Source organism: Providencia sp. wls1916, assembly GCF_009706585.1.
Taxonomy (GTDB): Bacteria; Pseudomonadota; Gammaproteobacteria; order Enterobacterales; family Enterobacteriaceae; genus Providencia; species Providencia lanzhouensis.
This window is the reverse complement of sequence record NZ_WLUL01000009.1, coordinates 381,054-406,664: the sequence shown is the minus strand read 5'-3', so window position 1 is coordinate 406,664 and position 25,611 is coordinate 381,054. Positions and strand designations below refer to the sequence as shown.

Below are 25,611 nucleotides of genomic sequence, written 5' to 3'. Positions count from 1 at the left end.
ATTAGCCAAAAATAAGGCTATTAAGGATCAGCTGTACGGTTTATAAACACTGTAGCTGATCCTATTCGCAGACATTATTTTTATTCTGCGTTTGCAATGTGAGCGACTGTTTTATCAGTACGTTTACAGGAATGGTTTAATGAATAATAAAATAATAATCATGGTGGCTGGGACTATTTCCGCTGGCTTCCACGGCTTCGCTTTGTCTGAAAACACACAGCAGACAAATAAACAGAAAGATGATGTGGTTAATTTTAGCCAATTAAAAGTGTCGGGCGCGCAAAAACAAACGCCGTTGGTCAAAGCATTGGAAAAACCAGGCGCCTATAGCGCAGTCGGCACCGAAAATAAATTGCAATCCATGGATAAGATTATCCGTTCGATGCCCGGAACCTATACCCAAATGGATGCGAGCCAAGGCACCATCAATGTGAATATTCGCGGGCTGAGTGGCTTTGGGCGCGTAAACATGATGGTGGATGGTGTCACACAAAGCTATTACGGAATATCGCCGAGTAAATTCACTCACGGTATGCAACCGAGTAATGACTTTGGTTCACTTATTGACCCTAACTTTATTGTGGAGGTTGAGGTAGAAAAGGGGCAATTGAATGGCAGCAACAGCGTTAACGCCTTAGCGGGAAGCGCCAACTTTCGAACCTTATCGATTGATGATGTGATTTTCAAAGATAATTTGTGGGGAGTACGTAGCAAAGGGAGCTGGGGAGATAATGGACTCGGCTATAACGGCATGGTTTCTGTCGCGGGAAAATCATTATTAAATGAGGGTGATGGGTATTTTGGTGGCTTAATTGCCGTGAGTGGGCACAATATCCCAGGCAGTTATAAAAATGGTGATGGATTTGATACAGATGAATTTGCAACGGATCCGACATTCAAACAAAAACCGCAATCCCAATTAACCAAATTAAAATATAAACCGAATGATAGCCATGAAGTCGAATTCAGCGGTCGATTTTTACAAAATAAATTAACCAGCCGTAAGATTAATAGTGAAGATTATTATCTTAAATATAAATACACGCCAATTAACGAATTGATTGATGTGGAAGTGCTGGCGAGCCATGGATTTAATACCCAAAAATTCCAAGGTGAGCCAATTGGTGGTGCATTAAAAGACGCCGAATCAGAGAATAAATCTGACAGTATTAATATTTCCAATACCAGCCGTTTTTCTTATGGTGACACTGATTTTAAGTGGCAGATTGGTTCGAAATTAATGAAGACCAAATACCAAAAAATCACAAAGCCTGTAGAAGATCCAAATACGATTACTTACAACCCATTCTCGCCGAGTGGCACACAAGATATTGCGAGCTTGTATACGCAATTTGAGGCGCAGTACGATATTTATACTGCTACATTCGACCTCAATTATTTAAATTATCGCGTTCAAGGGTATAAACCCGCTTGTGATGAAACTGAGAAATGCTTCCCTCAAGAAGCCAGTACGTTAAATTTACGAGAAAGTGGTATTAACCCAGGAGTGTTAGTTTCGGCACAAATTATTCCTGAATTTCAGCCATTTGTGAGTTACGCGCATTCGATGCGTGCGCCAAATTCTCAAGAAGCCTTTTTCTCCCAAAATGGCGGTCAGAGTATGAATCCATTCTTAAAAGGGGAAAAAGCACAAACTTGGCAAATTGGTTTTAATAGTTTCAAGCCGGACCTAGTGGTGGAAGGAGACCAATTTAACCTAAAAGCACTGTGGTTCCATACTCATATTAAAGACTACATTACCAGTAAATCCTTCATGTTATGCCGTGCAACCTCTCAAGAAGAATTTGATTGGTGCTTAATTAACGATGATGTGTGGGATAAAGAAAATCCAGATATTTTTCAACGTGCTGATATGTATGTGAACGACCCTCGAGATGTTAATTTGCGCGGTTATGAGTTGCAAGCTAACTACGATGCTGGCGTGTTTTACTCCATGGTTTCTTACACCAAAGAGTCTGGCAAACAACCAGTATCAATCAACAGTACATCGGTATTTAGTGCAGGGGACTTTACTCAATTACCTGAATATTACGTGACTTTAGATTCGGGAGTTCGCCTGTTTGATGAAAAACTGACCGTAGGCTCGACAGTGACATGGACGGGACCATCTAAACGTATCAGTCCAATTCCTGACGGTGACATGAACGGGGATGCAATGACGGAAAAGTATGAAAAACAGCCAACTATCGTTGATCTGTACGCAGACTATGAAATCAATAAACATTTCAAATTAATGATGGCGATTAATAACCTCACTAATGAAAACTACACCGACGTGCTAAACCGTGCGAACTCTGGCGCAGTGATGGAAGAACGCGGCAGAAACAATGAAACGGGAAGAGGGCGCAGTTATATGATTGGCGGTCAAGTGCGCTTCTAATCAGGAAATTGCTAACGGAAAGCGTTTAGTATTATTTTTAGTCTTACTTTCTAAGGAAGATTGATAGGCTTATTATCTAAACGCTTTTCAATATTGGATACTCGACTCTCAGTTTATCCCTTTGGATTCATTACAATCAACTAATAAAAGTATGGAGATTGCAATGAAAACTATCAATAAAATCAATGTGCTTGATTTAATTTCGCCAGAAATGCAAAAAGTTATTCAATATTATGAACAACAGATACCAGCTGAGCCAACTGATGGAAGCTATGACGCTCAGCGTATTGCTTATAACGAAGATCGCCGTTATTGGAACGCCAACGCACCTGAACTTTTTCGTGTTGAAAACATGACGGTTAAAACCGTCAAAGGTGACGTTGTCACGAAAATTTATCACCCTATTGAACATACACCTGCCACACTGTTTTATCTACACGGTGGCGGGTTTATCCTCGGCAATCTTGATACTCATGACCGAATTATGCGTTTATTAGCGTTGTATTCTGGCTGTACGGTCATCGGTATTGATTATTCACTTTCCCCTGAAGCACGTTATCCTCAAGCGATTGAAGAAGCGGCGGCGGTATGCCAGTTTTATTATCAACATGCTGAAAAATATGCGCTAAATATGCATCACATTGGATTTGCGGGGGATTCTGCTGGCGCGATGTTATCTCTTGCTACCGTGTTATGGTTGCGAGATAAACGAATCTACTGTGGTGATATCTGCGCAGTTTTACTGTGGTATGGGTTATATGGTTTACAAGATTCCGGCAGCCGCCGTTTATATGGTGGTGAATGGGATGGGCTAAGACGAGAAGAACTCCAAGAGTATGACAATGCATACTTAGGCGAACAAGGAAGCCGTGAAGAACCTTACTATTGCTTGTTCAATAACGATCTTACGCGAGATGTTCCACCATGTTTTATTGCAAGTGCGGAATATGACCCGTTACTTGATGATAGCGCAACATTATTTCAAACGCTCCAATCACATAAAATACCTTGTGAATATAAAATGTATCCAGGAGTGCTACATGCCTTTTTGCATTATTCGCGCCTTATGCCAACGGCGGATAGCGCCATTCGAGATGGCGCGGAATATTTTAAAAAACGGCTATTTGGGTGATTTTTTTGCTCGAACCTTCTGAATATTGGTAACTTGGCTTTCAACCCATCCATCATTTAAGCGAGTTTTGAGCTGTTGACCTAATTTCACCTGGCTGGTTTTTTTTAATACCGCGCCATCCGTGGTTTCGCTGATACTGAAACCTCGGGCGAGGGTAGCAAGAGGGCTGACAGCCTCCATTTTTGAGCAGGCAACAGCAAAACGCTGGCGGTAGTTATTCACTAACTGGGTCAGCATATTCTGCAAATGGTATTGAGTTTGCTGCAATTGGCGCTGTTGGCGTTGCAATTGAGGGCGCAGGTCATTTTGCATCAAACGGCGTTGGTTTTTATCGAATGTAAAGGAGGCGAATTGTAGCTGGCGGCTGATGGCATTGGTCAGTTTTTGGCGTAAGGCTGAAAGCTGATTTTGTTGCCGAGCAAGGCGTAATTGTGGGTGTTGCTGCTGTAAACGGTGCTGAAGACGTGCGAAACGTTGCTGCTGAGCTGCCAAATAATAATCCATCGCCATCTCTAGGTGCTGTTGCCCTGATTTCAATTGGCGAAGCATTTCTGTTTGATTGCGACTGACAAGCTCTGCGGCTGCAGATGGCGTAGGTGCGCGTACGTCGGCAACATAATCGGCGATGGTCACATCCGTTTCATGCCCAACGGCGCTTATGATTGGTAATCGGCTAGCAAAAATAGCGCGCGCTACGACCTCTTCGTTGAATGCCCATAAATCTTCCAGTGACCCGCCTCCACGCCCCACAATGAGAACGTCGCATTCATTGCGTAGGTTTGCCAGCTCGATGGCTCTGGCGATTTGTGCCGGCGCTAAATCCCCTTGAACTGCCGTCGGGTAGATAACTACGGGTAGGGATGGATCACGGCGATGCAGGATATTTAAAATGTCATGCAGGGCAGCACCGGTTGCAGAGGTAATAATCCCCACACGTTTTGCTGGAGATGGTAAGGCCTGCTTGTGAATAACATCAAATAGCCCTTGGGCATTGAGGGTTTGTTTGAGTAGCTCAAAGCGCTGTTGCAATAAACCTTCACCAGCGGGCTGCATGCTTTCAATGATTAGCTGATAGTCTCCACGCGGCTCATACAGTGTGACAGTGGCACGGACTAACACCTGTTGCCCATTTTGCGGACGGAAAGTGACGCGAGTATTTTGCCCACGGAACATCGCCGCGCGAACTTGGGCACGATCATCTTTGAGTGTCAGGTACCAATGTCCCGAACTTGGTTGCGAAAAATTGGATATTTCGGCCGTTAACCAAATTCGTCCCATTTGGGTATCAAGAAGTTCTCTTACCGTTTGGTTGAGCTTGCTGACTGAGTAAATTGCGCTATTTTGTTGAGTCGACATGTGAGCTAGATCAAACTTTAAAACAATGACTTAATTGACTGATACTAACGTAGCCGACGGACTTATCAAGTTTTTTTTGAAAAAAGTGCTGGAAGCAACCGATTACGGTGTGTATAATGCCGCGGCAATATTTTATACCTTTCATAACGCTGCCTGGTGGGATATTGCCTATGTTACGCATTAAAAAAGAAGCACTAACTTTCGACGATGTTTTACTCGTCCCTGCACACTCAACTGTACTGCCAAACACGGCAGATCTGTCCACTCAACTGACCGCAAAAATCCGCCTGAACATTCCTATGCTCTCCGCAGCGATGGATACTGTCACCGAATCTGATCTGGCTATCGCACTGGCTCAAGAAGGTGGTATTGGATTTATCCATAAAAACATGTCCATTGAGCGCCAAGCTGAAGAAGTCCGTCGTGTGAAAAAACATGAAAGCGGCGTCGTGACTGATCCTGTCACTGTTACCCCAGAAACCACAATTCGTGAAGTGCAAGAAATGGCTGAACGTAATGGTTTCGCGGGTTATCCTGTGGTTTCTAAAGATAATTCTTTAGTGGGTATTATTACAGGTCGTGACGTACGTTTCGTGACGGATTTAGACCAACCAGTAACTGCGGTGATGACGCCAAAAGAGCGTTTAGTCACCGTGAAAGAAGGCGAAGCACGCGAAGTCGTTTTACAAAAAATGCATGAGCAACGTGTTGAGAAAGCCTTAGTTATCGATGATAACTTCCATCTGTTAGGTATGATCACCGTTAAAGATTTCCAAAAAGCAGAACGTAAACCAAACGCATGTAAAGACGAGCAAGGTCGTCTGCGTGTGGGTGCGGCTGTTGGTGCCGGCGCAGGTAACGAAGAACGTGTTGATGCACTGGTTGCAGCAGGCGTTGACGTTCTGCTCATTGACTCATCACACGGTCATTCTGAAGGGGTTTTACAGCGTATTCGTGAAACTCGCCAAAAATACCCTGATTTGCAAATCATTGGTGGTAACGTTGCAACAGCGGAAGGCGCGAAAGCGTTAGCAGACGCTGGCGTTAGCGCAGTGAAAGTGGGGATCGGCCCAGGTTCAATTTGTACGACTCGTATCGTGACTGGCGTGGGTGTACCTCAAATCACGGCAATTGCTGAAGCCGCGGGTGCATTAGAAGGCACTGGCATTCCTGTTATTGCAGATGGTGGTATCCGCTTCTCTGGCGATATCTCTAAAGCTATCGCGGCAGGTGCAGCGTGTGTGATGGTCGGTTCCATGTTTGCAGGTACCGAAGAATCTCCGGGTGAAACTATCCTGTTCCAAGGTCGTACCTATAAAGCATACCGCGGCATGGGTTCTCTGGGGGCAATGTCTAAAGGTTCTTCAGACCGTTATTTCCAATCTGATAATGCAGCAGATAAACTGGTGCCTGAAGGTATCGAAGGTCGCGTGGCTTACAAAGGTCGCTTAAAAGAGATCATTCACCAACAAATGGGTGGCTTACGCTCATGTATGGGTCTGACAGGCTGCGGTACTATCGATATGCTGAGAACGAAAGCTGAATTCGTGCGTATCAGTGGAGCAGGTATTCAAGAAAGCCACGTTCATGATGTGACTATCACTAAAGAGTCTCCTAACTATCGCTTAGGGCAGTAATTATTGTTTAGGATAATAACGCCATTTCGGGGTGCTATTATCTTTTAAAACAGTAATCAAAAAGTTTCAGGGTGGCGCCCATATTGATGGCGTCACCACCTTTTATTTTGACTTGAATTGCTGGAATTCTCCTCAAATGACTACAAATATCCATAAGCATCGCATTCTTATCCTTGATTTCGGCTCTCAGTATACTCAGCTGATTGCGCGTCGTATCCGTGAAATTGGCGTCTACTGTGAACTGTGGGCGTGGGATGTAACCGAAGAGCAAATCAGAGAGTTTAATCCTAACGGGATTATCTTGTCTGGTGGCTCAGAAAGTACGACAGAAGCGGATAGCCCACGTGCACCAGAGTATGTATTTAATGCGGGCGTCCCTGTTTTAGGTATCTGCTACGGCATGCAAACTATGTCCATGCAATTAGGTGGTGCGGTTGAAGTGTCTGGCGAACGTGAGTTTGGTTATGCGAACGTTGAAATTCTGGAAGATTGCGACCTGTTCCGCGGCATCCAAGATGCGCTGAACGAAGATGGCAAGCCAGTTTTAGATGTGTGGATGAGCCATGGCGATAAAGTGACCGCTATCCCGTCTAGCTTCAAAACGATTGCAAGCACGCCAAGCTGTCCATATGCCATCATGGCTGACGTTGAGAAGCGTTTCTACGGTGTTCAGTTCCACCCAGAAGTGACTCACACTCATCAAGGTTTAAATATTTTAAAACGTTTCGTATTGGATCTGTGCCAATGTGAAGCGCTGTGGACATCAGCCGCAATTATCGAAGATACCGTTGCTCGCCTGAAAGAACAAATCGGTGATGACCATGTTCTGTTAGCACTGTCTGGCGGTGTGGATTCTTCTGTTACTGCGCTATTATTAAATCGTGCGATTGGTAAGCGCCTGACCTGCGTATTCGTTGATAACGGTTTATTGCGTTTAAATGAAGCTGACCAAGTCATGGAAATGTTCCAAGGTAAATTTGACCTGAACATCATCCACGCGAAAGCAGAAGACCGCTTTATGAACGCACTGGCTGGCATTTCAGATCCAGAAGCTAAGCGTAAGAAAATTGGTCACGTATTTATCGAAGTGTTCGATGAAGAGTCGTCTAAGCTGCCAAATATCAAATGGTTGGCTCAAGGAACGATTTACCCAGATATTATCGAGTCTGCGGCATCAGCAACAGGTAAAGCGCACGTTATTAAATCTCACCATAACGTGGGTGGCTTACCGGAAGATATGAAGCTGGGTCTGGTTGAACCTTTGAAAGAGCTGTTCAAAGATGAAGTGCGTAAGATTGGTCTGGAGTTAGGCCTGCCATACGATATGCTGTATCGTCATCCATTCCCAGGCCCAGGTTTAGGTGTTCGTGTTCTGGGCGAAGTGAAGAAAGAGTATTGTGATCTGCTACGTCGCGCAGATGCTATCTTTATCGAAGAGCTGCACAAAGCGGATCTGTACAATAAAGTTAGCCAAGCATTCACCGTATTCTTACCAGTGCGCTCTGTTGGCGTAATGGGTGATGGTCGTAAGTATGACTGGGTTGTTTCTCTGCGTGCAGTTGAAACCATCGACTTTATGACTGCTCACTGGGCTCACTTGCCATATGACTTCTTAGGTCGCGTGTCTAATCGCATTATCAATGAAGTGAATGGCATTTCCCGCGTAGTTTATGACATCAGTGGCAAGCCACCAGCGACCATTGAGTGGGAATAATAGAGTTATTGTTGATAACAATGTTTAGTTGTCGATAAATTCAAAGGCATCAGTTAGTTACTGGTGCCTTTTTGTTTTTTCATTAATTGAATTACCATTCTAGCTCTTCACCTTTGTTGCTAATGTATTGCTTTGAGATTAGTTGCTGCTTTCTACCTTGTCATTTCCTTAATTTTTTCAACATAGACTCATTGAACTCCATTCTTATTCATAGCGTCCTTAAATAGGGACACAGCCAGTATAAAGATGATTTAAAGTCCATATTAGTGAACTTTAAATATGAGTTGCTTTCTTTCTAGGAACAATAGTCCCTAACGAATAGCATAGGCCAGTTAGCCCTGCGAGGCTTAACGGCAAAATCATGACGCTATCATTTTTGAGTGGGTTATCTAGGTTAAACATAATCACGATTAAAAATAAATTACTCGCAAAGGTGGCGGCGGTATAGATAACAGCCACCTTTTGAGGTAAACGAATTAACGAAAAATTTTCGGCAAACTTATCAAAATGCTCCCAAATAAGGTGAATAACTAAGTAAGCAAGAATAAGCGTAAAGTAAAATATGCTGAGTGCTTGTGTTGTTTGTGGATGGAAAAACTCAATCATATTTTATCGAGATATAGATGAAAATAACGCTGAGTATAGCCGCTAGAATATAAATATTAGTGGTTGTTAAAATCAGAGATGGAACGATAAGCGATATAGCACCATTGAGTGCTAAGGCGGAACCAACTCCTCCTGTAAGAGGATTCATTATCTTTTGAATTATCCAATTCATAGTTTCCCTTATTAGTTAAAATAACGTGCGTTAAAAACGAGATAACGGAACAGTCAACAAGGCTGAGGATTAAAACACAAGCCCCAAACACAAACGCACCCAGAATAATATTATCCAAAAAGAAAAACATACCCCGAACAAGGTAATTTAAAGCAGAAAAAATGATTATGAGAGCAGCCTCGTAAAAAACATTATTGAGGCAGTTTAGAGGTAGTTGTATTGCAGTAAACAAGATATGAGAAAAGAAATTCCAGAGTGATTTTCATTATAAATTCACTTAAAGTGATTTTTTATTCAAATATTGGTAATTATTGCTTGTTCAATTAATTCATATTGTTATTATCAGTAGTCTATATACATCGAAAGTATATGTTCACTCCCCGTAATCATAATAATAAAGGTGAGGGGAAACTCACTGATCCATGGCTAAGGATAACAACGTGGCATTTCGTCTGAAATATCTTGCTCTTCTTCCTCTGCTGGTGGCGACTGCATGTCAGCAACCTGCGAAAACCAACATCATAGAAACCCCATCTGCACAGATTCAACCTGCACTAGTTAATAATGCATGGATAGAAATTTCTCACAGTGCATTGGATTACAATATCAAGAAAGTACAAGCATTATTGGGTGATAAAGCGGGAATGTGTGCTGTTTTAAAAGGGGATGCATATGGGCATGACCTGACGTTAGTTACCCCAGTAATGATTGAAAATAATGTTCAATGCATTGGGCTAACTAGCAACACAGAATTGAAGCAAGTTCGTGATTTAGGCTTTAAAGGTCGTTTAATGCGAGTGCGTAACGCCACTGAAAAAGAAATGGCTCAAGCCACTGAATTTAATGTAGAAGAATTAATTGGTAACTTGGAAATGGCGCAGCGCTTAAATGCGGTAGCGGCAAAACAGGGCAAAGTTATTCCGATTCACCTTGCATTGAACTCGGCAGGAATGTCACGAAATGGTTTGGAAGTCAGTAATACTGAAGGATTGCAACAAGCTAAGCTAATCTCGCAGTTACCTAATTTAAAAATCGTCGGGATTATGTCTCACTATCCTGAAGAGGATGAAGCACAAATCCGAAAAGATCTGGCTAAATTCAAAAAAGAGTCTCAACAAGTTCTGAATGTGACAGGATTGAAACGCGAAGATGTTACTCTGCATGTTGCGAATACTTATGCAACATTGACCGTGCCAGAATCGTGGTTGGATATGGTGCGTGTTGGTGGTATTTTTTATGGTGATACGGTTGCCACTAAAGACTACAAACGCGTGATGACATTTAAATCGAATATTGCGGCGGTGAATCACTATCCCAAAGGAAATACCGTTGGTTATGACAGAACTTATACACTGAAGCGTGATTCTGTATTAGCAAATATTCCTGTCGGTTATGCGGATGGCTACCGTCGCGTATTCAGTAATGCTGGGCATGTTTTAATCAATGGGCAACGTGTGCCTGTTCTTGGAAAAACATCCATGAATACTGTGATGGTCGATGTTACTGATATTAAAAATGTACAACCAGGAGATGAGGTTGTCTTTTTTGGTAAACAAGGAAAAGGGGAAATAACCGCTGAAGAGGTTGAAGATATTAGCGGCGCGCTGTTTACTGAAATGTCCATATTATGGGGTGCAACCAATAAGCGTATTTTGGTTAACTAAACCATATTTAGTGAATAAAAGCCCGCACGAATGAAGCGGGCTTTTTTATTGGCTAAATAGGAGTCAGATAAACTGCAATTTACAATAGAGATCCGATAAGTGCGGTTTAACAGAATTGTTATCGAATCCTTGGTGGCGATATGTTAGCTTGGGATAACCTTTTCAATCTGAATAATGTCAGAAGGCAAATAGAAGAATTAGAAGGATATTTTATGTATCAAGTTGATTTACATGCGCACACCATTGCCAGCACCCATGCATTTAGCACTGTTAATGAATACTTTGCGGAAGCTGCCGCTCGAGGAATGAAACTATTTGCCATTACCGATCATGGCCCTGAAATGCAAGATGCCCCACATGAATGGCATTTTGGCAATATGCCAATATTGCCGCGCATTGTTAATGGTGTTGGTTTGTTATATGGAATTGAAGCAAACATTAAAAATAAGCAGGGTGAGACAGACTGCAATGAAAAGATTGCTCGTCATCTAGATATTATTCTAGCAGGATTCCATGAGCCAGTTCTAGAACCACAAAGTCTAGAAGACAATACAGAAGCGATGATTGCGACTATTCGTAGCGGAAAAGTGCAAATTATTACTCACCCTGGCAACCCTAAATACCCAATTGATATTAAAGCTGTAGCCCAAGCTGCTAAAGAGAGCAACGTAGCACTAGAGATGAATAACTCCTCTTTCTTGCATTCTAGAGCGGGTAGTAAGAAGAACTGCATAGAAATAGCGAAAGCGGTGAAAGAAGCAGGCGGTTGGGTTGCTTTAGGCTCAGATTCACATCATGTCAGTTATTTAGGGCGTTTTGATGAAGTGGTTGAGATGTTGAAATCCATTGATTTTCCAGAGTCCCGGATTTTGAATACCACACCACGCCGTGTTTTAGACTTTTTAGAGGCTCATGGACGTAAACCGATTCCTGAGTTTGCTCATTTTTAATTTTTAAATTGAATATAGTGAATTTAAAGCCATTCAAAGTTGAATGGCTTTTTTGTTTAAAGTAAACAGAAATAGTTATTTTTAGATAAAAATAAAAGTCAGCCTATCTTCAAAAAAAGAAACTTTATTAAATTGGCAAGATGAAAAGTGAATTTTTTAAAAAAATGAAGAAAAAATAGATATCAAATAAATTGGAATGAAGATGATTTTCAAAATCAAAAAATTAACACCAAGATTTATTTTAATTTATCTGTTTGATATGTATTGAAAAATAAAATTATTGGTAAGTTAAAAAACGATTAAAAATTAATCTTTAAAAGTAAATGGAGTATCAACAAAATTAAAATATTTATTCATTAAAATAACCTATAAAAAACTTAAGAATCTTTAATATTCTCCTATTGCGAAATGATCTGTAGATATGATTTATTAATGTGGCAAGAACATCCTTGCTTAATAAATTAATCTTAAGGTACTTAGTATGAAAAAGTTATTAGCAATCGCAACTGTATTGTCATTAGCTGTTTCTGGTGCTGCATTAGCAAATACAACAACCAAAACTGAGCCAGTAGCGCCAATTGCTGTCGCTCATCACTCAGCGAAAGCTCATCACGCAAAAGTGAAAACTGAGAAAAAAGTGAGTGCAACTAAAGATAAAAGTGCCGAAAAAGCCATTTAAATTTTTAGCTACACCAAAATATAAGTTTTATATCAATTACTCGTTAGTTTGAATTTAAATAAGGCGTTCAAAATGAAAAAATTATTAGCAATCGCGACTGTTCTGTCATTAGCTGTTTCTGGTGCTGCATTAGCAAATACCACTGCAAAAACTGAACATGTAAACCATGGTGTGAAAACGCACGAAGTTGCCAAAGCAGAGCATGGTAAAAAAGAAGTTAAAAAGAGTGAAGTGAAACAGTCAGGTGAAGTCAAAGCACCTGAAGCGGCTAAAGCAGGTAAATAAGTTCGCTATACTCCTCTAGATTACGTCACGGTGCCATGGGGTATAATTCCATGGCGCTGCTTGACAGCTTATATGGTATACTGAGCATTATTTTTAAATCAGTGTAACCATATGAATTATCAATGCCCCTTGTGTTTTAAACCCCTCAATTTAATTAACAGTAGCTATCGTTGTGAAGCAAATCACCAGTTTGATTGTGCCAAAGAGGGTTATGTTAACTTGCTCCCTGTACAGCATAAGCGTTCTAAAGATCCAGGTGATAGCCTAGAAATGATGGTTTCTCGTCGTCAGTTTTTAGATGCGGGTCATTATCAGCCAATGCGCGATAAGGTCGCTGACAAGCTCGCTCAATATCTACCTGAGAGCAGTGAAAATATACTCGATATCGGTTGTGGGGAAGGGTATTACACTGATCATTTTGCTCAGTCATTAAAGGCGGCATCTAAATCTGTTAGTGTGTATGGGCTGGATGTATCGAAAGTGGCAATCCGTTTTGCTGCTAAGCGCTATAAATCAGTTAATTTCTGTGTTGCTTCAAGTCATCGTTTACCGTTTGCGGATTCGAGTTTGAGTGCCATTATTCGTATTTATGCACCCTGTAAGGCGCAAGAATTAAGCCGAGTATTAACACCAATGGGAATTTTAATTACGGTAACGCCGGCAGCAGAACATCTGCAAGAATTAAAAGCCTTGATTTATGATGAAGTGAAATTACACCCTGCAAAAGACGAAGACCTTCCAGACTTTAAATTGATTGATGAGACTCGCTTAAATTATGTGATGGATCTTGAAGGAGAAGAGGCATTTGCATTGTTAGAGATGACGCCGTTTGCATGGCGAGCTTCTGAAGAGGTGAAACAGCAATTAAAGCAGGAAAACGTGAAAGATTATACTGCTGATTTTCTGATCCGAGTTTATCAATATAAAGACTAAAACCCGTATTAAGTCTCAAACTGTTCCCCCTGAATGACTCAGGGGGAACAGGAAGATCATGGTGCGTACATAAATAATTCGAGATGCTCAAAGAGGATATTAAATCCAATCGCAATAAGCACCAGCCCGCCTAAAATCTCTGCTTTTTTTCCTAATAATGGACCTACGTAACGGCCAATCATCATTCCAATTGTGGCCATTATCATCGTGGTTAAGCCGATAGTCATCGCTGTATGGACGATATCTACTTGCAGGAAAGCCAGACCTAAACCAATTGCCATAGCATCAAGACTGGTGGCGATGGCAGATAACACTAAATTTCCTGCACTGTGACTAGATGGTTTAGCGCAGCAATCTTCATCTTTGGTGGTTAGACTTTGCCAGATCATACGTCCGCCAAGAATGAATAGCAGGGCAAACGCAATCCAGTGATCCCAACGGATAACATACTGGCTGGCTAAAATACCAATGCCCCAGCCAATGATCGGTGTGATAGCTTCAATAAAACCAAAGATAAAGCCAGTACGAAGAATTTCACGAAAACGAGGTTTATGGAGCACTGCGCCCTTACAAATAGCGACAGCGAAAGCATCCATAGAGAGCGCGAAGGCGAGGATGAGAGTTGCGTAAAAGCTCATAACAATAATCTCGGTTGGGTGTTTCCATATACACATAAATTACCCCCAACCAAAAGGCGTATTTATGTGTCTATGGTCTTGCCAACCAATAAATGGCATCCGCACCACGTTTAAAAACAAACGAGTATGTTGACACGGATTTTCTGGAAAGAATACATTCCAGAACAGGCTACTCCCCAATGACGTGGGACGAAAGATATCATAGATTTTAATAAAGGCAAAATATTAATTATTAATAAATATATTTTTTAAATGAGAATAATTTTCATTTTCGATATTAACAAAGTTAAGGTTAATTAAACATTTAATTAACCTTAATATTTATACCAATATATAAAGTAGTTATTTATGATTAATAAAAAAATCATAAATCTTTTGTAAATCATCAAGATGGTTGACTTGAATATGGACTTTCTTTTGCTCTAATCCAATCATTAAAATACCATCTTCAGATAAATTCATTGTTTTAATTCGCTCATATAAAATAAACGTATTGGCTAAATAAAAGCCGGTTTGTTTAAAAAATACTTTTGGGCGACGAATAAAAGCTAAATAAATAGCCATAAAAATAGTAATCATTAATAAATAAGTGGTTAATAAATTACCATGTCGAACAATATTTGTATAAATGACTATACAAATGAGAACAATAAAAATGATGGCATCCACTCGATGTTTACGTTTTAAGTTAACTTTTAATAGAGTTTTGCCTTTTAGTGTTCCTTGAATAAATTCATCATAGATTGCGTATACAAGCATGATCAAAATGATAATAGCTAAAACGACATCATTTAAGGTCATTTGAGTACCCATGACTAAGTGGACGAATTACCAAGCTTAAAAGTAAAAAAGGGAGGCTGCAACCTCCCTTTTTTATTATTTAACAGAAATTATGGCGCTAAGAAGTTTAACCAAGCACCCAGAATACCTAAACCGAAGAAGCCGATAATGATCCATAAAGCATTCACTTTACGGCGTAACAGCCACATACAGGCGAAGGTCAGCAATAGAGGAACTAATCCAGGCATTAATTGGTCGAGGATCATCTGAACAGTAGTGATATCTTCCACACCCGTGGTTTGGTTTTTGATCCGCGAAACTTCGAGTGGAATGTTGACGTGAGTCCATTTATTGACCAGCGCCCCCATAACAAACAGACCTAGAATCGATGCTCCTTCTGTCAGTTTTTGCAGGAATCCACCGCCCATATCTTGAACGATATCAATCCCTTTCTTGTAGCCATAAGCCACGCCATAATAGCGAGTTAACAGACGTACAAGGTTAAACAGAACGAAGAACAGTACAGGACCTAACAAGCTACCTGTCATCGCGATACCAGCACCCAGAGCAGCGAATACAGGGCGCACAGTTCCCCAGAAAATTGGGTCACCCACACCGGCCAATGGTCCCATTAGACCGACTTTGATACCGTTGATTGCACCATCGTCGATGTCCGCGCCATTAGCACGTTCTTCTTCCATCGCCATCGTTACACCCAAAATAGGCGCAGCAACGTAAGGATGGGTATTGAAGAACTCTAAGTGACGTTTAATCGCTTGTTTACGGTCATCATTATTTTCTGGGTATAAGCGACGGATCACGGGAACCATTGAGAAACAGAAACCCAGAGCCTGCATACGTTCAAAGTTCCATGAACCTTGGAATAAATTAGAACGTAAGAAAACCCCACGAATATCGCTTTTTGTCAGCTGTTTTTCAGTAGATTGAGTTTGTTCAACCATTTTTACGTTCCTTCTAGTCTAATTCGTTATCAAGATTGTTGTTACTGTTTGATTGGCTGACAACAACTTGGGATTTGTTGTATTTCGGGCTTAGTTGGATGTACAGAATCGCCATCACAACACCAATCACACCAAGTGCAACAAGGTTGAAGTTAGTAAAGGCCGCAGTCACGAAGCCTAAATAGAAGAACGGCATCAGATAGCCAGCGCGCATCATGTTGATAACCATCGCATAACCGACCACAACAATCATACCACCTGCAATGTTCAGACCGTTGGTAACGACTTCAGGGATAGAGTTCAGTAAGTGCTGGACTTCTGAAGTTCCCACTGAAATTGCGACGATCAGTGCAGGGATTGCGATACGCATTGCTTGCAGTAATAACGCAGAAACGTGGATAATGCTCAGGGAGGTTAAATTACCGGAGACCGCAGCACGGTCAGCGGCGTGTTGGAATGCAACGGTAATAGTACGAACAATGATTGTCAGTACTTGTCCAGCTGCTGCCAGTGGGATAGCCAGTGCAATACCGGCACCGATACTTTGACCACCTGCAATAACCAGAATGGTTGAAATGATGGAGGCTAATGCAGCATCTGGTGCAACGGCCGCACCGATGTTCATCCAACCTAACGCGATCATTTCCAGTGTACCACCGATAATAATACCGGTTTTCATATCACCCAGAACAATACCAATAAGCGTACAGGCAATGAGAGGGCGGTGGAACTGGAATTCATCGAGGATCGATCCCATACCGGCGATACAAGCCACGACGAAGACCATTACTATTTGAACAACGGTAAGTTCCATTGTTTAATCTCCTGTAACCAACAAGTTTCTAAGTCTGTTTTTGAGTAACGGTTCAATAAGAACTAATTTCTAAAACATTATTTTTTGAGTTTATTAATTAAATCCATCATGTGGACTTTACTGTCTGAAGCGACTTTACGAACTTCTAACTCAATATTTTTGTCATTCAGATAATTGAATGCATCGATATCTTTTTGGTTAATTGATACGGCATTGGTGACCATGGTTTTACCTTCGGTATAGGCCATCCCACCAATATTGACCGAGTCAATCTCAACGCCTTGCTCAACAATACGCTGTACATCTGTTGGGTTAGTGAATAACAGCATCACGCGCTCGCCGGAATATTTCGGGTTGTTGTAAACACGGACACATTTGTCTACGTCAACAACGTGGGCGGTAACACCTGGAGGTGCAACTTGTTTCAGTAAGGTAGAGCGAACGGTATCTTTGGCTACTTCATCACTGACAACGATAATGCGTTTAACACGCATCTCTTTTGTCCAGCGAGTCGCCACCTGACCGTGAATTAATCGGTCATCAACACGCGCCAAAGCAATAATCATGTGTTCGCCCGGACCTGCAATAACAGGTTGTGGAGCAGGTGCACTGACCGCTGCGGGCGCAGGAGTTTCTGAAACAGCTTCTTTAAACTTGAATGGACGGATGCCACCGCGACCTGTTTCTAGCGCGACGGTGATCAGCTCATCCATGGATGGGTTGTCATCGCGGCACATAAAGGTCTCGACGAGCATTGGGACATTTACGCCTGTAATGATTTCGTAATTGTCATGCTCATTGGCAATGCGTGTAGCAGCATTAAATGGACTACCTCCCCATGTATCAACAAGAAATAGCACACCCGCTGAGGTATCAAGAGTAGTCAGCTTTTGTGTGTATTTTTCAAATAGGGTGTCAGCATTTTCCCCAGGGACAAAGTCAATAAACGAGACGTTTTCTTGCTCGCCTATTAACATCTCGGTGGTTCGGAGTAGCTGTTCAGCAGCAACTCCGTGGGTACCAATCATAATAGCTATACTCACTATTTTTCCCTCTTAACAGATAAATCGAAACATCATTGACGATAGAATAGAAGTTAGAAACTGGACTCCTTCTCTATGTGTTTCCCCTGCACCTTAAATAGTAGCTGAATAAATTCAAACTAAGTGGCTAGCTAATAATTAGTTAAGTGCAATTATTAGCTGAATGGTCAGTCTGATCATATCACTAGGATTAATCTAAAAAACTTGTTTCGCGTCAGAAAAATAAAAACAGATCCAAATATTACTGATAAATAAACCTATAACTCTAAATATATAAATATTTACAGAGTATAATTTTGGTTTATTTCAATAAGAAAGAATGACACTCTGTTATCGGTAACAAAAAATCGGTTTATTTGATAAGAAATTCGTCATGGAGAGTAAAAAGTGAGCAAAAATAGGGCTGACCAATAGAATTTAAAGGAATAACAGAATGGAAATAGCGATTCAAAAAATAGAATCCCGCGTGAGAGTACTGAAGAAATAAAACGTTCGTAGACGATAAAAATCGAAAGCTGAAACGAGAAAAGCAAAAAGAGGGGAGATGTTATTTTGATGAAGGTGTTGGAGTTTAATAGACTTAATTAAAAAAATTAAATAAGCGCAGAAAGAGTGAGGGTAAAGCTCCCTCTTCACCATTTAAATGAGTAATGAAGAGGGAGGCTTAATCTTACTGATTAATCACACTGGACTTTGATAGCTAAGCCACCACGAGATGTTTCGCGGTATTTGGCATTCATATCTTTACCCGTTTCGTACATGGTTTCGATAACTTTATCGAGAGAAACGCGAGGCTCGCTGGTTCTACGTAAAGCCATGCGTGCGGCATTGATAGCTTTAACAGAGGCGATTGCGTTACGTTCAATACAAGGTACTTGAACTTGTCCGGCAACAGGGTCACAGGTTAAACCTAAGTTGTGTTCCATACCAATTTCAGCTGCAATGCAGACTTGCTCTGGGCTTGCGCCAAATAATTCTGCTAAACCTGCCGCCGCCATTGAGCAGGCAACACCAACTTCGCCTTGGCAACCCACTTCTGCGCCAGAGATAGACGCATTCATTTTATACAGAATACCAACGGCGCCGGACGCTAAGAAATAGCGCAAGTAAAGTTCTGGTGTAACGGGTTCAACGCAATGGTTGTAGTAGGCCAAAACAGCCGGAACGATACCACAAGCACCGTTAGTTGGCGCTGTAACAACACGACCACCCGCTGCGTTTTCTTCGTTAACGGCCAATGCATACATGTTGATTAAATCAACCACGTTCATCGGGTCATTAGACAGTTTACTTGCAGAGGTCACTAAGCGGTTCAGTGCCGGTGCACGACGAGGAACGCGCAATGGACCTGGAAGGACCCCTTCAGTGTTCAGACCGCGTTCAATACAGGCTTGCATGGTTTTCCATACATCCGCAAAGTAAGCGTCAATTTCTTCACGAGGGTGCAAATCCAGCTCATTTTTCATCATCAGGCTAGAAATCGATAAGCCAGATTCTTTACATTTTAGGAGTAATTCACTCGCGGAATTAAACGGATAAGAGACTGGTTTACTGTCTGAAGAGGTTTGACCAAAATGTTCTTCATCGACAATGAAACCACCGCCGATGGAATAATAAGTTTTAGTGTAAATTTCCTTATCGCCAGCAAAGGCGTGGATAGTCATACCGTTTTCATGTAACGGTAAGTTATCTTGACGGAAATTCATGCCACCCTCACGTGGGAAATCAACAGTATGAGTGCCATTGGCTAATAGCAGCTTTTCTGTTTCTTCCACATTCTTGATAAAGGATGGAATTGATTCAATGTCAACGGTAGCAGGGAGGTTACCTGCTAAACCCATAATAATGGCGATATCGGTATGGTGACCTTTACCTGTTAGGGATAAAGAGCCATAAACGTCTACTGCGACACGGGTGACGGATGGCAATAATTGCTTATTGACCAAATCATCGACAAATTCTTTCCCAGCTTTCATCGGACCAACGGTATGAGAGCTTGAAGGGTCAATGCCCACTTTAAACATGTCGAAAACGCTTATCACGCAGGACTCCTTAAACAAAAGATGAAGATATAGTGATTTATTTTAAAGGGCGCTACTTTACTGTTATTTCGTAGTGTTAACCAGTAAGTTTAAAGTATTTTTTGAAATAAGGTAGTTACATAAGGTGGATTGGTTATAAATAGCACTAATTGTATTTTGGATAGTGAAAAAATGATTGAATAAAAGGATTGTTGACTATGAAGGCTAATCCAGTTGTAGGGCAAGCTGGTGCAGGATGGATGCAGTGAGGCCCCAGACTAAGTGATTGTTATACCAGTAGAAAAAGACCCGTTTTTCGCGGCCAGAGCGATTGATATCCACATATTTATGTTTCTGCAGGGATAATGCATCAAACAGGGGAATTTCAAAAATAGAGGAAACTTCGCTAGGATTCGCCTGATAGCGAATATTATTGGGTACAAGACCCACAATTGGGGTGACTTGATAACCCCCAATACTGGAAATAGGTGCAAGCTGCCCTAAGACCTGTACTTTCTCTGGTGGAATGGCGACTTCTTCGTAGGCTTCTCGTAATGCGGTCGCAATTAAGTTTGAATCTTCAGGATCGCGTGAACCGCCTGGAAATGCCACTTGACCGGCATGAGAACGTAATAGTGGTGACCGTTGCGTGAGCAATAATGTCGGATTGGATTTATTAATAATTGGCAATAGCACTGCGGCCGCTTTACCCGCCGATGTGGCGGGTTGGTGAGAAAGCGGGAGTGTAAATTGAAAACGGTTAATAAAGCTATTTAGCTCAGTCATCGCTATCGAGTTTTCCTAGTTTTGGCAAAATCAGGCGTAATTTGTCAAAGGTTTCTTGGTACTCTTTATCTGCTTGGCTATCAGCAACAATACCGCCACCAGCCCAGCAATAAATCTGTTTTTTATCAGTTATCAGCGTACGGATTGTGATATTCGTATCCATATTGCCACAGAAACTAATATAGCCGATTGCGCCACAATATCCATGTCGACGATTGGGCTCTAATTCTTCAATAATCTGCATTGCACGAATTTTAGGTGCGCCCGTAATGGAACCACCGGGGAAGCAGGCACGCAGTAAATCAGTGGCTTGGTATTGGCTGTCTAATGTGGCGGTGATGGTGCTAACAAGGTGATGAACAGCGGGAAAAGGCTCCACTTTGAAAAGCTCAGGAACGCGTACGGTACCCGGCTTGGCAACACGTCCAATGTCATTACGCAGCAAATCCACAATCATCAAGTTTTCAGCACGATCTTTTGGCGAATTGGCTAATTTTTCTGCTTGGAGTTGGTCTTCCTCGGGTGAGTCTAAGCGAGGGAGTGTGCCTTTGATCGGGCGAGTTTGAATTTCACCTTTCTCTAATAAAATAAAGCGTTCAGGAGAAACACTGATAACCGCATTATCGGGTAAGCGAATAAACGAGGAGAATGGGGCGCGGTTGCTTTCGTTCAGTGTTAAAAATGCATCCCACTCATTGCCCTTATATTTGGCTTTAAAGCGCTGAGCTAGGTTGATTTGGTAGCAATCCCCCTCACGTAAATATTGATGGATACGGGCAATATTTTCATGGTATTGCGCTTCGGTCATGTTGGCATGCCATGGGGACGTCAGTGAGAAGGCACTTTTACGAGAGGCTTTTTGAGCCTGTAACCAAGTGAGTCGTTGCTCGACATCTTGATGGCTGAATAAGGTCACACGCTGTTCATGATGGTCAACAATAAGAGCCCATAAATAGATGCCCACCGCCATATCGGGAAATTGCAGTTCTGTCGTGGCAAGTTCAGGAAGTTTTTCGATACGGCGACCTAAGTCATAGCTCCAAATTCCCATTGCGCCACCTTGGAACGGCAGAGTTTCATCAGTAAATTTGGCGGCTTGATATTGATCCATATATTGCTGTAAAAGGGCAAAGGGATCTTTTTCTGAAAACTGAGCCGGCTGATTTTGCGCTTGAATTTCCGTTTGCAAACCGCGCGTTAATAGGGTGACTGCTGGATCAGCGACAATCATATCGTAACGGTTATGAGAGTGTTCAGCTTGACCAGAATGAAGCAGTATGGCCCATGGTTGGTGCGATAACGATGCAAAATAATCTAATGCCACATTGGGGCTGTAAGGGAGTTGTATTTTATTAATAGCCATATCAATCAATTAAAATCAGGTTCCACAAGTGAATAATGCCAGATTACCATATAATCTTACCTTATTAAGGCAAGAGCTGTTAAAATTTGCTGAAAATCTTAACGTATGAAATAAGTCTGCAATTTAAAGAGGTTGATTATGTTTTCAGGTATGCCAGCACTTTCCCACGCAGAGCAACAAGAAGCGGTTGAACGCATTCACCAACTGATGGCAGAAGGCATGAGCAGCGGAGAAGCGATTGCGCTGGTTGCTCAAGAAATCAGGGAAAACCATCAAGGTAAAGAGCAAATTGTTGCTCGATTCGATGACGAAAATTAATAATTAATAAACATCCTATTAACATTTAAAAATATTTCTGATAAATTCATATCAGTTAAGTCATTTTGCTCATAGGTTTTATTTTTACAACTACACTAAATAGACAACGTCTGCCTATACGCGCGTTGTTAATGATGCTGCAGTTTTGGTGAGTACAATGGATCTCAATTTCATCTACATTTCGTAGATGCCGGAGGACGGTATGAATGTTAATAAAAAAATAGCAATGGTTTTAGGCAGTTGTGCGCTTGTATTAAGTTCGTTTGCATTCAGTGCTAACAAGGAAGAAGGTAAAGCTGCTGCATTTGTGAGCTGTGGCAATCTTACTGAGCCACAAATTGCGGCACAGGTTAAAAATGATTTTATGAATAACCGGTTACCACGCTGGGCAGATGAAAAAGCGGCCGTGGGTAAAAAAGCGGTTGCATGGATCAACGACAGTGAAGTGACGAAAACGGAAGATGGCTACTCGCTGCCTTTAGTGGTCAGAGGGTCGAAATCCGATCTGCATTATCGTGTCGCTGTGGATTGTAAAAACAATACTATCACCTATAACACCAGCAAATAATCTGTGGGTTTATAGAATGAAAAAGGAGAGTCTAACTCTCCTGAGGTTGATGACAAAGAGGGATAAAACGTGGTTGTTCCCTCTTTGTGTTATCAGGCGAAAATCAATACATTGATTTTCCTTGTTAATTTTACAACCCAAAAGAGCCATTTCCAAAACTATAGGTTTGAAAATGGTCAAAGGAGAATTACATTCTCCTTTTTTTGTGCCTAAAATTTCATTCCTAGCGATTTCTTGGCTCGTAAGGCATTCGAGCGAAATTCATTGATAATTGGCGATAGTGAACCAGTCTTTCACGAAAATAATCTCGCAAATGTTCTGGCTGCTCACGTTCGATGGCTTCAGGAATAATGGGAATATTATAACGTTCCTTGAAAGCAACACCGGAAGCTAGAAGGTCAACGTTAATTTTGTCCATCTCTTCTTTTGGGAGGGTGGCAAGATTATGGCTCATTTCAAATCCTAACGGTTAACTACATCAGCATGAATTGTAGCAATTGAAGTTCAAAAAATCTTGATGAAATAGTGAGATGGTTAGCGAATAAAATTAAATTCAAACATGATAATAGTAAGCAATTAGGATTATTACGATGAATAAAAGCTAATGCGACTGATTCGTGTTATTTTTACAAAAAGTTATTGTTAATCAATAAATTAATTTTTATGGGAAGAATGTTTTCTGAATGCATTTATTATGTTACTGTGGGATATAACTTCATAAAATCATCATCATTAAGGTAAAGATATGTTAAAAGCTGACATGATTGAAGCGTTAAATAAACAACTGAATCTTGAGTTTTTCTCCGCTAATCTGTATTTGCAAATGAGTGCTTGGTGTAGTGATAAAGGTTTTGAAGGTGCAGCTGCATTTTTGAAAGCTCACTCACAAGAAGAAATGGAGCACATGCAGCGTTTATTTAATTACCTTAGCGATACAGGGGCATTACCACGTTTAGGCGCGATTGCTGCACCACCAGAAGATTTTAATTCTATCGCTGATGTGTTCAATAAAACGTACGAGCATGAGCAATTAATTACTTCAGAAATCAATAAACTTGCGCATTTAGCCATGACCACCCAAGATTACTCAACATTCAACTTCCTGCAATGGTATGTTGCAGAGCAGCATGAAGAAGAGAAACTGTTCAAATCTGTACTGGATAAACTGGGCATGGTGGGTGAGTCTGGTAAATCATTATTCCTGTTGGATAAAGATCTGAAAGGTTTAGCGGCAGCTGCGCACGTTTAATTATTCTTTTCAATAACTCGATTTTCGGGTTACTTATCAAGCGCCAATTCAGAGATGAATGGCGCTTGTTTTATTTTTGCGAGTGAGTTTTATTCGCATTTTGTGCCAAGCCTCACAAGCTGAATGATAAAATCTGATTTTATCGCTGCGTAGCATATTATTTTCCGTATAATGATTGGCAATATATCTAAATTCACCTGCAAATTAAGAGGTTACTATGCCAATCAACCAAATAAAATCTTCTTGGCGTAAATTAAGCGCGGTCGCTGTACTGTTCTTAGGTATGTCATTCCAACAAGCATTTGCTCATGCGCATCTTAAAGATCAATTACCTGCTGAGGGCGCGGCATTAGAGCAGGCACCAGAAGCTATCACATTAAACTTTTCTGAAGGTATTGAAGTTAACTTTACTAAAGTCAATGTAACGGATGAGAACAAGCAAATAATCAAGACGGGTAAAGCCGCGTTAGATCCTAGCAATAACACCAAAGTTATTATTCCTGTTGAAAGCAAATTAGCCGCAGGTAAGTACGATGTTCAATGGAGCGTTGTCTCTGTTGATGGGCATAAAACCAAAGGGAACTATAGCTTCACTGTGAAATAATATGTCACTGGAAGCATTTTATACCTTAACGCGATTTGCTCATTTTATCGCCGCAATGTTGATGTGTGGAATGTCGATGTTTGCGGTGATAGTTTCCCATGGGCAATTTCGCGTACTACTCCAAGATGCACTGAAAAAAAGCATTATATTTAGCGCAGTTATTACTATCATTACCACATTTTGCTGGATGATTGCACAATCTGGTTTGATGGGCGATGGCTGGGAAGATGCGTTGAATATGGATATTTGGCAAGGTGTACTTGGCACTACCTTTGGTCAAATCTGGCGTTGGGAAATCCTCAGTGCTGTCGGTTTATTTGCCGTTCTGTTTATACGCCCGATCACCTTAAAACTTTATCTCATTCTTGGTTTCTCCGTCATTATTCTGGGTCTGCATGCCTTTATTGGTCATGCGGCGATGCATGAAGGGTGGCTGGGAATTGCTCATCAAACTAATCAATTCATTCATTTAATTAGTTGTGCGTATTGGTTTGGGGGCTTGTGGCCTTTCCTTATTTGTATTCAATTTTTACGTAGTAAAGAACAGTTAAAAGCAGGGCTAGAAACGCAAATTGTTGTATCAATGAAGCGTTACTCGCAATTAGGGCATATTGCTGTGATTTGTGTACTAATAACGGGAATTATTAATAGCCTGATTTTATTGCCGGGCTGGCCATTCACCTCAACACTATCCGAATACCAATCTTGGCTATGGCTAAAAATTGCGTTAGTTGGGTTGATGGTGCTATTGGCATTAACGAATCGTTATTGGGTGGTACCACGTCTTCAACAGCAAGGGCAGATTAATTATTTGATAATAAATAGTTGGGCTGAATTGCTGCTTGGTACGATTGCCATCCTTGCGGTGGCTATTTTTGCTACCTATCAACCTGTATAATGGCGCATATCTTTGTATAACCCCGTTTGACAAGGTCA

At 41.3% G+C, this 25,611-nt stretch carries 25 protein-coding genes and 1 riboswitch; of the genes, 14 read left to right on the top strand and 11 right to left on the bottom strand.

Going from position 1 to position 25,611, the window contains the following annotated elements:
• Positions 1–139: 139 nt before the first annotated feature.
• Both GKR61_RS05085 and aes read left to right on the top strand, forming a co-directional pair.
• Positions 140–2,401: a TonB-dependent receptor domain-containing protein gene (locus GKR61_RS05085; RefSeq protein ID WP_036953263.1), complete on the top strand. Its 2,262-nt coding sequence runs from the start codon at positions 140–142 to the stop codon at positions 2,399–2,401.
• Positions 2,402–2,564: 163 nt separating this feature from the next.
• Complete coding sequence (aes, locus tag GKR61_RS05080) at positions 2,565–3,533, top strand: acetyl esterase (protein WP_154599207.1); 969 nt, start codon at positions 2,565–2,567, stop codon at positions 3,531–3,533.
• Here the strand turns inward: aes and xseA are convergent.
• Entirely contained in the window at positions 3,522–4,889 is a 1,368-nt protein-coding gene (gene xseA / locus GKR61_RS05075; protein WP_036953267.1) for an exodeoxyribonuclease VII large subunit, read from the bottom strand. The two genes, aes and xseA, sit on opposite strands and share 12 nt — an antisense overlap.
• A gap of 170 nt (positions 4,890–5,059) precedes the next feature.
• Here xseA and guaB point away from each other — a divergent pair, with 170 nt between their 5' ends.
• Together guaB and guaA are read left to right on the top strand one after the other, a co-directional pair.
• A complete protein-coding gene (gene guaB / locus GKR61_RS05065) occupies positions 5,060–6,526 on the top strand; it encodes an IMP dehydrogenase (protein WP_036953269.1) in 1,467 nt (488 codons plus the stop codon).
• Positions 6,527–6,662: 136 nt separating this feature from the next.
• Positions 6,663–8,240 carry a glutamine-hydrolyzing GMP synthase gene (guaA, locus tag GKR61_RS05060; protein ID WP_154639590.1) on the top strand — a complete coding sequence of 526 codons (1,578 nt, stop codon included), beginning with the start codon at positions 6,663–6,665 and terminating at the stop codon, positions 8,238–8,240.
• 273 nt (positions 8,241–8,513) lie between these two features.
• On the opposite strand, the gene GKR61_RS05055 is transcribed toward guaA, so the two are convergent.
• Positions 8,514–8,846 carry a hypothetical protein gene (locus GKR61_RS05055; protein ID WP_154599208.1) on the bottom strand — a complete coding sequence of 111 codons (333 nt, stop codon included), beginning with the start codon at positions 8,844–8,846 and terminating at the stop codon, positions 8,514–8,516.
• 612 nt (positions 8,847–9,458) lie between these two features.
• Here GKR61_RS05055 and alr point away from each other — a divergent pair.
• From alr to rlmA, 5 genes are all read left to right on the top strand, one after another.
• Positions 9,459–10,682 carry an alanine racemase gene (gene alr, locus GKR61_RS05050; RefSeq protein ID WP_036953439.1) on the top strand — a complete coding sequence of 408 codons (1,224 nt, stop codon included), beginning with the start codon at positions 9,459–9,461 and terminating at the stop codon, positions 10,680–10,682.
• Positions 10,683–10,894: 212 nt separating this feature from the next.
• The gene (locus GKR61_RS05045) at positions 10,895–11,632 is read left to right on the top strand and encodes a phosphatase (RefSeq protein WP_036953364.1); all 738 of its coding nucleotides are present in this window, start codon (positions 10,895–10,897) and stop codon (positions 11,630–11,632) included.
• A gap of 481 nt (positions 11,633–12,113) precedes the next feature.
• Positions 12,114–12,311, top strand: coding sequence for a hypothetical protein (locus tag GKR61_RS05040; protein ID WP_036953366.1), 198 nt, complete (start codon positions 12,114–12,116; stop codon positions 12,309–12,311).
• 72 nt (positions 12,312–12,383) lie between these two features.
• Entirely contained in the window at positions 12,384–12,596 is a 213-nt protein-coding gene (locus tag GKR61_RS05035; protein ID WP_154599210.1) for an acid-shock protein, read from the top strand.
• A 111-nt stretch (positions 12,597–12,707) separates the two neighbouring features.
• Positions 12,708–13,529: a 23S rRNA (guanine(745)-N(1))-methyltransferase gene (gene rlmA / locus GKR61_RS05030; protein WP_154633862.1), complete on the top strand. Its 822-nt coding sequence runs from the start codon at positions 12,708–12,710 to the stop codon at positions 13,527–13,529.
• Positions 13,530–13,585: 56 nt separating this feature from the next.
• On the opposite strand, the gene mntP is transcribed toward rlmA, so the two are convergent.
• The 8 genes from mntP to pabB all read right to left on the bottom strand — a co-directional run bounded on the left by mntP (position 13,586) and on the right by pabB (position 21,936).
• Positions 13,586–14,167, bottom strand: coding sequence for a manganese efflux pump MntP (gene mntP / locus GKR61_RS05025; protein WP_148444745.1), 582 nt, complete (start codon positions 14,165–14,167; stop codon positions 13,586–13,588).
• A gap of 6 nt (positions 14,168–14,173) precedes the next feature.
• Positions 14,174–14,357, bottom strand: a riboswitch (yybP-ykoY riboswitch).
• Between the two features lie 152 nt (positions 14,358–14,509).
• On the bottom strand, positions 14,510–14,968 hold the full coding sequence (locus GKR61_RS05020; RefSeq protein ID WP_036953374.1) for a DUF986 family protein: 459 nt from the start codon (positions 14,966–14,968) through the stop codon (positions 14,510–14,512).
• A gap of 89 nt (positions 14,969–15,057) precedes the next feature.
• On the bottom strand, positions 15,058–15,909 hold the full coding sequence (locus GKR61_RS05015; RefSeq protein ID WP_154639589.1) for a PTS mannose transporter subunit IID: 852 nt from the start codon (positions 15,907–15,909) through the stop codon (positions 15,058–15,060).
• A 13-nt stretch (positions 15,910–15,922) separates the two neighbouring features.
• Complete coding sequence (locus tag GKR61_RS05010) at positions 15,923–16,723, bottom strand: PTS mannose/fructose/sorbose transporter subunit IIC (protein WP_036953378.1); 801 nt, start codon at positions 16,721–16,723, stop codon at positions 15,923–15,925.
• A gap of 77 nt (positions 16,724–16,800) precedes the next feature.
• Positions 16,801–17,766, bottom strand: coding sequence for a PTS mannose transporter subunit IIAB (gene manX, locus GKR61_RS05005; protein WP_222859984.1), 966 nt, complete (start codon positions 17,764–17,766; stop codon positions 16,801–16,803).
• 677 nt (positions 17,767–18,443) lie between these two features.
• Positions 18,444–19,808 carry an L-serine ammonia-lyase gene (locus GKR61_RS05000; protein WP_336426605.1) on the bottom strand — a complete coding sequence of 455 codons (1,365 nt, stop codon included), beginning with the start codon at positions 19,806–19,808 and terminating at the stop codon, positions 18,444–18,446.
• A gap of 204 nt (positions 19,809–20,012) precedes the next feature.
• Entirely contained in the window at positions 20,013–20,573 is a 561-nt protein-coding gene (locus tag GKR61_RS04995) for a CoA pyrophosphatase (RefSeq protein ID WP_154639588.1), read from the bottom strand.
• Entirely contained in the window at positions 20,566–21,936 is a 1,371-nt protein-coding gene (pabB, locus tag GKR61_RS04990; RefSeq protein ID WP_154599212.1) for an aminodeoxychorismate synthase component 1, read from the bottom strand. Before pabB ends, GKR61_RS04995 begins: the two co-directional genes overlap by 8 nt.
• Before the next feature lie 138 nt (positions 21,937–22,074).
• On the opposite strand from pabB, the gene GKR61_RS04985 reads away from it, so the two are divergent.
• Together GKR61_RS04985 and yebF are read left to right on the top strand one after the other, a co-directional pair.
• Positions 22,075–22,254, top strand: a complete 180-nt coding sequence (locus GKR61_RS04985; protein ID WP_036954826.1) for a YoaH family protein — start codon at positions 22,075–22,077, stop codon at positions 22,252–22,254.
• 202 nt (positions 22,255–22,456) lie between these two features.
• A complete protein-coding gene (gene yebF / locus GKR61_RS04980) occupies positions 22,457–22,822 on the top strand; it encodes a protein YebF (RefSeq protein ID WP_036954829.1) in 366 nt (121 codons plus the stop codon).
• 223 nt (positions 22,823–23,045) lie between these two features.
• On the opposite strand, the gene GKR61_RS04975 is transcribed toward yebF, so the two are convergent.
• Complete coding sequence (locus GKR61_RS04975; protein ID WP_154599213.1) at positions 23,046–23,276, bottom strand: DNA polymerase III subunit theta; 231 nt, start codon at positions 23,274–23,276, stop codon at positions 23,046–23,048.
• Between the two features lie 291 nt (positions 23,277–23,567).
• Between GKR61_RS04975 and ftnA the strand changes: the two genes are divergently transcribed.
• The 3 genes from ftnA to copD all read left to right on the top strand — a co-directional run bounded on the left by ftnA (position 23,568) and on the right by copD (position 25,573).
• Entirely contained in the window at positions 23,568–24,071 is a 504-nt protein-coding gene (ftnA, locus tag GKR61_RS04970) for a non-heme ferritin (protein ID WP_036954837.1), read from the top strand.
• 217 nt (positions 24,072–24,288) lie between these two features.
• The gene (copC, locus tag GKR61_RS04965) at positions 24,289–24,675 is read left to right on the top strand and encodes a copper homeostasis periplasmic binding protein CopC (RefSeq protein ID WP_036954840.1); all 387 of its coding nucleotides are present in this window, start codon (positions 24,289–24,291) and stop codon (positions 24,673–24,675) included.
• Between the two features lies 1 nt (position 24,676).
• A complete protein-coding gene (gene copD, locus GKR61_RS04960) occupies positions 24,677–25,573 on the top strand; it encodes a copper homeostasis membrane protein CopD (RefSeq protein WP_036954843.1) in 897 nt (298 codons plus the stop codon).
• Positions 25,574–25,611 lie beyond the last annotated feature (38 nt).